Source organism: Enterobacter cloacae complex sp. 6730903, assembly GCF_048283985.1.
Classification (GTDB): Bacteria; Pseudomonadota; Gammaproteobacteria; order Enterobacterales; family Enterobacteriaceae; genus Enterobacter; species Enterobacter hormaechei_C.
Window position 1 is genome coordinate 38,671 of the sequence record NZ_JBLVXX010000046.1, and the last position, 6,029, is coordinate 44,699.

Below are 6,029 nucleotides of genomic sequence, written 5' to 3' on the forward strand. Positions count from 1 at the left end.
GGCAAAACATGGCTAAAATATATGAGTTTCCGCAGGGAGCCGAACGAAGTAAGCTGAAAAAAGAAATCATCCGGGAACGTAAAAAACGATTGCGAGAAACGAACGGTAACCCGGTTATCCGGCACGCTAAATGGTTCTGGTTTTATCTACGTCTTGCTACGGCTGGCGCACTGCATTTAGTCTCTGTTATTTCTCTGGCAGTCCTGGGGGCTTTCAGTAAAGCTATTTTCTGGATTGGTGGAATGCTCTGTGTTGTTACATGGTTCCACCTTGAGCGCCAGTTCTGGACGCCGCAAAATTTCACGATTCCAGTAATCGTAACGCTGTGGGGATTGAGTTTGTTTGCCACTCCCCTGATGGAGCTGCTTAACAAAAAAATGCCGTGGTATCGTCTTCTGGTTCCTGATGCAAAGCACACTAGCACTGAGGCAACCAATGATGATCAGCCGTGAAGCAACAATGTTATCCAGTCGGCTTGCAGTGCTTCTTTCAGCCTTTTATCATCGGTTAATCATAGCGCACGAGGCGAGTTCTTTTCACTGCGATGCAGGATAGGGCAAACGCCGCAAAATGACGTCTCTGACGCCATTCCGCAACGTTTGCCCGGTGACCTACAGTCGGTTCTTGTTGGAGAGAGTTATGAAATATCAGGTTAAAGAGTTTATTAACGAAAAATATTCTAAGGCTGTTAATATTTTAAAGGATAACCTTAAAGAACACTACCATATTTTTTATGGTTTGAGATTAAGTGAGATTCTTTTTCCTGCCAGCGAATACGGCTCTGAAATGTTTTTTCAGGAGTTTGAAGCGATTAACAGTGTAATATTGCCTTTGGTGATTTTTGATTTGATAGACCGAAAGCCGATTATGGTTATCGGCTTCGGTGAAGTATGTGGAGTTGATTCACTTGTTGATTCTGGTATAGAAGTTGTTTCTTTAGACGGTTTAAGCGATCTGCTACTGGTTGAAAAACTGACGCCATTATTTAACTAAACCTCTGGATAACTATCTTTTCAGTTTTCCAGTAAGATTTTTTCTATATCTGAAAGCACTATTTTTTCAATGCTTTCTATATAGTAATGCTCATTAAAACCTGTCATTTCTGTAAATTTTAGCTCTGCATCATCTTTCGAATAAGCAATAACAACTCTGAAATCATTTTCCCACAAATCCCACCTGTATTTGTCTTTTATACGAACCCTGTACAATCCTTTTTGGATAGTGCCATCTTTTTTCTCTTCCTGTACTTTTTTTAATTTTTCATTTTGCACCTGTTGTTCAAGCCATGATTTATTCATAAATCCCCCACGGTTAACGTCTTTAGGCTCGGTTTTTACTTAACGAAATCTTCCGGTTTTACACCTGTTTTTACCTTCATATACTTGCCCTCCCCCCTTAGCTTCGGCTGAAGTTCGGTAAAGTACCATCCGGCAACGGTAATAATGCCTAAAAATACAAAAATAGCAGGCTTCAGAACATCAATAGCTGATACAGCGCATAACTCAATATTGAGATTAGTACAAGTTCCCTCATCAGGTGCATAGAACCCCCATAAGCCTATACCTATAAGGAACATCCCCAATATCGGTTGGATGTATAACAAGTAGATATTAATAAGAGTTTTAATATATCTGAATATGAACATTTTTCTTTCCTTAGGTTTCTTTCTATTTTGGATTTCCAATTCTTAACCAATGTGATGGTTCGACAATCCATTCTCCGCAGTCATAGGCAACGGCCTTATTATGCCTGTTAGCGAACCATACTAACCAGGCTAATAATCGCTGATTGCCGCTGTATTTGGTTTATCTCTAACCATCACAACATATCTCTTTTTCTTAGCCATAACGCTACCCTAATTTTGCAGATTCAAGCAGCCAGTGGTTTTTCAGGTTCTCGTCCAGGTTATCGAATGCGGCCAGCGCTGCCTTTAGAACGGTTGTCTTGCTCTGGCCTGTTCTCTGCGCCTCCGCTTCCAGGATCTCCTCAAAGTACGCTGGCAGTCTGAAGTTCATCAACTTTGGTTTACCCGCTACAGGCGCTCTGGTAGCGCCGGAGATAAAACGCGCGGTTTCTGCGTTTGTTGCTGGTTGCTGAGATTCATCGATGTTCGGGCGGTTTAGTTTTAAAGCCATGAAAATTTCCCCTTGTACGGTATGCATTAATTGTAAATATCATAGTATCTTTATGGTGTATTTACAATGTAAAGATTTCGATGAATATTGTTGATATTTCTATAAAATGCCAATTTCCTGTGCCACAAGTTCAATCTGTGCTTTCGCTGTTGAAAGGCTCGATGCCCGGCTAACGTCATGTACCCCTGCCCCTTCATTACAGGCGCTTTCATACACATCCAGCTCGGATATCCGGGTTTTCAGAGGTTGAATCCAGATGTTGTCCGAACGCAGTAATTTATCCAGATCAATGGCCGCTTTTCTGTGGCGGGGTTTCGCTGAGTTGATTCTGGTGAACAGCACCCACGGTTCCAGAGCTGCGTTAGCTTTCTGAGCGGTGCGGATTTTCTCTGTAACACTGGTCAGTGTTTCGCTTTCGAAATCAGAGGACGGCTTAACCAGTGTCACCACGATATCTGATACTGTCAGGGCGCTACGGAACTCCTGGCTGTCGTGGCCGGGGCAATCGACAATGAGAACTTCACACAGCTTACTAAGGCGCTTAATTTCGTTGCTGACGTTTCCGTAAGCTGCGTGAACCGGGATAGTGAGTAAGCCGTTATCTGTCCGCTTTTCGTTCCAGCTCAACAGATCGTGGTTTTTATCTGTCTTCAGGATAATTACCGACTTACCTTTGTTGACCAGCATTGAGCCTGTGTTAGCCACGTAGGTGCTTTTGCCTACCCCACCTTTATCTGATACGACAAGCAAGATTTTACCCATTTCAGAATCCCTCTCTTTATGTTGTAAAGCTCATGTAAAGATATGAATGTCTTTACATGGTGTGTTTTTCGTAAAGATACTTTTGTCTTTACAGTGTCTTTATAATGCAATGGCTTTACCATGTAAAGCACAAATAAAGATATATTTATCTTTATGGTGTCTTTACATGGTAAATGTTGCTGTGTCTTTATGTGCGCTTTATGGTGTAAATCTTGGTGTGTCTTTACATCATCTTTATGTTGTAAATTTTTAGTGTGACGTTGTCACTATAGGGCTGGGGTCTGTTTGCTGGTTCTTTTTGAGTGTGCCTTCCCTGAACCAACTGAAATGGGTACTGTATGGGTGTGTCTGGTTAACTCAAAATGAACTGGTTCCCTATAATGACTCAAACAGTACCGAAAGGCTTTGTCAGAGCTTACTTACGCGCATCCACGACTGAACAGGATGCAACACGCGCCCTGGACACGATAAATACCTTCGCCATCGAGCGCGGCCTGAGCATCTGTAACTACTACATTGAAAATGAATCAGGTTCTAAGCTTGAACGCCCTGAGTTGTTCCGGCTCCTGAAAGATTGTCAGCAAAACGATATCTTGCTGGTAGAGGATGTGGACAGGCTTTCACGCCTGGTAGGGGAGGACTGGAACACACTGAAGAAAATGATCCGGCAGAAAGATATCCGGGTTGTGGCCGTCAACGTTCCGACAACCTGGCTCGCATCGGGTCACAATGATTTTGACAGCCGAATGTTTTCGGCCATAAACGATATGTTGCTGGATATGCTGGCCGCCGTCGCCAGGCGAGACTATGAACAGCGCCGGGAACGGCAGCAGCAGGGGATCGCCAGGGCGAAAAGGGAAGGGAAGTATAAAGGCCGCCAGGTTAATCAGTCTCGCTATGACGCCATAAACAGGCTGATTGCGAGCGGCAGCTCCTGGAGCCAGATTCAAAAAGTGCTGGGTTGTAGCCGGGCGACTATCAGCAAAGCTGTGAAGCAACAGACCGTTAACAAAATGAACCATGAACCTGAAGGTAGGGAGTAGTTACAACATAATAAACAGTGTGTTGAAGAATAAAACTGATTCTTTATACTGTATATGCATGGGTCTTCCCCGATCATGGTGGGAAGGCTCAGAACGCCATATTCAGCTTTCCGTAGTGGAACATCACCCCCAGTTTAAAGCGCTCCCGGTTTCGGTATCCCCTGGCTTTTATCCTCAGCAGCCTGATCTTGCTGTTAAGTGCCTCCGCATTTCCGTTTGAGACACTGTGTCGCATCGCATTCAGGATCCCGTACAGCCTTTTTCCTATCGTTTTCGCGGCATTTTTCATCATGGGAACGTCACTGTTAGCCGCCAGCGCCAACCATCTCTGCCAGTCACTCCGTCTTTCCTCGCTCCATGGCCTGTTCCAGATATCCTTTGCCAGCTCTTTCAGCGCCCAGCACTGGCTCGTCAGCTTCATCTGTGCACGCAGCCACATCAGCTTTTCCTGCCGGGATTCGGTCATCCACTTATCGCTGTACTGCCACAGGAAGCGGGTTCCTTTTGCCTGGTGTCGGCTTTCAACAGGGAGGTGCGGATGTTCATTCTGACGGGTTTTATCAACTACCTCGCCCAGTTGCTTCGCCACATGGAAGCGGTCAAAGGCGATTTTCTCAACCGCACTGGGTAAGTGGATACGCGCTGCTCTTATATAGCCCGCGTTCATGTCCATTGAGAGCGTTTTGATAGCCAGCAACTGCCCATCAGTGAGCGTGCGAAGATAGCCGGCAAGACTCTCTGTGCCGCGATCATCCGTTAAGGCCAGCGCCCGACCATCGCGATCGGAGATCACCGTTATGTAACGATGTCCTTTTTTAAAGGCGACCTCATCCACATTCATATGACGGGCGGATAATGGCTTTTTTATCCGGGCAAGACCTCGCTTAACTGCCCGGGTCATAATGCCGTCAACCGCATTCCAACTGAGCTTAAGTTGCTTCCTGACAGCATCAACGGTGCTGATTTTCAGCCATGAGAGAACGAACGATTCGAATAGCAACGTATACCGGCTTCCGGGGCCAGCCCACGGAACAGGCAACGTCAGGCAGCCATGCTCCGGACACATAATTCGTGGAACATCGGCTTCAACAATAGTGGTGAACTGGCAGGTATCAAGATGGCGCCATTTACGATGACGGTGATCGTGAACAGAACAGGATTTACCGCAGGTCGGACAGGCTAGCCGGGTGTTTTCAGCGATCTCAATAGTGACAGTAACAGAACCGGCATTTTCATCGAGAGAAAGGGACTTTACCTGCCACGGATCGGACAGGTTGAGAATATGAGCGTAGAGGGACTTTTCGTCCATGGCGGTGACCTCTGGCGATTAAATACACCATTATCATGCCTTCAGCCACCACAACAAGGGAAGACCCATATGCATACAGCTATATTGATCGGAGGTTTTTCATGCCTAGACACTATGAAATTGACTCAGCCTGGCGTGCGAGCATTAAGCGTGAGCCGAACGGTCGTCAGACAGTTACGACAGAAGCCTTTGTCAGCCAGCTTGCGCTGATTAATTTTCACTGGAGTTGTCGCCAAGCAAATCAGTGGATTGAAACCTACGTGACCGTTTTTAAAGACATTTCCACTCAGGAAGGAGAGAACCGGACATTCATGCTTTTTAACCCCAACGGAGGCCGTTAAAAATGGGTTTTCCATCGCCAGCAACCGACTACCAGGAAAACAGGCTGTCACTCGATCAGCACTGTAATACAGGAGCGCCGGGAGTATTCTTTTTTCGAAGTGATACCTACTCTTTCCGGGAAGGGATAAAGCCTGGTGCGCTGCTCATAGTAGATTTTGGGGGCACGCCCGTTGACGGGTCTTTGGTGCTCTGTGTCCTGGAACAAGAATTCAGGATCATGCGATTGCGACTACACCCCAAGCGGTGTCTCCAGGAACTCGATAAGCTGGATAACTTCAGGGCTATACCTGATGACGATGAGGACGGGTTGGAGGTCAGGGGGGTCATTACGCACATTGTGGCACTGTTGCAAAGTTAGCGATGAGGCAGCCTTTTGTCTTATTCAAAGGCCTTACATTTCAAAAACTCTGCTTACCAGGCGCATTTCGCCCAGGGGAT

10 protein-coding genes are annotated in these 6,029 nt (G+C 46.0%); 5 read left to right on the forward strand and 5 right to left on the reverse strand.

The genetic code is table 11. The features are described 5' to 3' along the window. Positions 1–8 precede the first annotated feature (8 nt). Positions 9–452 (forward strand): hypothetical protein, encoded by a 444-nt coding sequence (locus tag ACNQ0W_RS20380; RefSeq protein ID WP_001074369.1) that lies wholly within the window; start codon positions 9–11, stop codon positions 450–452. 187 nt (positions 453–639) lie between these two features. Beyond that, positions 640–993: a DNA distortion polypeptide 3 gene (gene ddp1 / locus ACNQ0W_RS20385; protein ID WP_000877224.1), complete on the forward strand. Its 354-nt coding sequence runs from the start codon at positions 640–642 to the stop codon at positions 991–993. 20 nt (positions 994–1,013) lie between these two features. Here the strand turns inward: ddp1 and ACNQ0W_RS20390 are convergent, their stop codons facing one another. From ACNQ0W_RS20390 to ACNQ0W_RS20405, 4 genes are all read right to left on the reverse strand, one after another. Further along, positions 1,014–1,298 (reverse strand): hypothetical protein, encoded by a 285-nt coding sequence (locus ACNQ0W_RS20390; protein ID WP_001043731.1) that lies wholly within the window; start codon positions 1,296–1,298, stop codon positions 1,014–1,016. A 35-nt stretch (positions 1,299–1,333) separates the two neighbouring features. After that, entirely contained in the window at positions 1,334–1,645 is a 312-nt protein-coding gene (locus ACNQ0W_RS20395) for a hypothetical protein (RefSeq protein WP_000469598.1), read from the reverse strand. A gap of 205 nt (positions 1,646–1,850) precedes the next feature. Beyond that, the gene (locus tag ACNQ0W_RS20400; protein ID WP_001185481.1) at positions 1,851–2,135 is read right to left on the reverse strand and encodes a hypothetical protein; all 285 of its coding nucleotides are present in this window, start codon (positions 2,133–2,135) and stop codon (positions 1,851–1,853) included. A 99-nt stretch (positions 2,136–2,234) separates the two neighbouring features. Next, positions 2,235–2,897 carry a division plane positioning ATPase MipZ gene (locus tag ACNQ0W_RS20405; RefSeq protein ID WP_000516402.1) on the reverse strand — a complete coding sequence of 221 codons (663 nt, stop codon included), beginning with the start codon at positions 2,895–2,897 and terminating at the stop codon, positions 2,235–2,237. Positions 2,898–3,277: 380 nt separating this feature from the next. Between ACNQ0W_RS20405 and ACNQ0W_RS20410 the strand changes: the two genes are divergently transcribed. Beyond that, entirely contained in the window at positions 3,278–3,940 is a 663-nt protein-coding gene (locus tag ACNQ0W_RS20410; RefSeq protein WP_001549893.1) for a recombinase family protein, read from the forward strand. Positions 3,941–4,028: 88 nt separating this feature from the next. Here ACNQ0W_RS20410 and ACNQ0W_RS20415 read toward each other — a convergent pair whose 3' ends face one another. Then, positions 4,029–5,249 carry an ISL3-like element ISKox3 family transposase gene (locus tag ACNQ0W_RS20415; RefSeq protein WP_000343760.1) on the reverse strand — a complete coding sequence of 407 codons (1,221 nt, stop codon included), beginning with the start codon at positions 5,247–5,249 and terminating at the stop codon, positions 4,029–4,031. A gap of 101 nt (positions 5,250–5,350) precedes the next feature. Between ACNQ0W_RS20415 and ACNQ0W_RS20420 the strand changes: the two genes are divergently transcribed. Continuing rightward, positions 5,351–5,590 (forward strand): hypothetical protein, encoded by a 240-nt coding sequence (locus tag ACNQ0W_RS20420; protein ID WP_001549892.1) that lies wholly within the window; start codon positions 5,351–5,353, stop codon positions 5,588–5,590. Between the two features lie 2 nt (positions 5,591–5,592). Then, the gene (locus ACNQ0W_RS20425; protein ID WP_004199403.1) at positions 5,593–5,949 is read left to right on the forward strand and encodes a S24 family peptidase; all 357 of its coding nucleotides are present in this window, start codon (positions 5,593–5,595) and stop codon (positions 5,947–5,949) included. The last annotated feature ends 80 nt before the right edge of the window (positions 5,950–6,029 follow it).